The 297-nt window shown below is 54.5% G+C and carries 1 protein-coding gene; it reads right to left on the bottom strand.

The genetic code is table 11. The features are described 5' to 3' along the window. The coding region (locus tag FDW87_RS22090) for a biotin/lipoyl-containing protein (protein ID WP_305764071.1) at window positions 1-297 on the bottom strand (297 nt) is incomplete at both ends.

Raw genomic sequence — 297 nt, 5'->3', positions numbered from 1 at the left:
GCTGCAGAGGCTGGAGCAGCCGCGGCAGCTGGAGCGGCAGCAGGTGCTGCGCCTTCAACTTCGAAGATCATAATCAGAGAACCGGTTTTGACTTTGTCGCCGGTGCTGATTTTGATTTCCTTCACGGTGCCCGCGAACGGTGCCGGAACTTCCATCGACGCTTTATCGCCTTCAACGGTAATCAGTGACTGCTCAGCGGCAATTTTATCGCCCACTTTAACCATCACTTCAGTGACTTCAACTTCGTCACCGCCGATATCCGGAACGTTAACCTCTTTCGAGCCAGAAGCTGCCGGA

This window comes from Citrobacter sp. wls826 (genome assembly GCF_005281245.1).
GTDB classification, from domain to species: domain Bacteria; phylum Pseudomonadota; class Gammaproteobacteria; order Enterobacterales; family Enterobacteriaceae; genus Citrobacter; species Citrobacter braakii.
The sequence above is the reverse complement of the archived record's forward strand: the minus strand, read 5'-3'. Positions and strand labels throughout refer to the sequence as shown.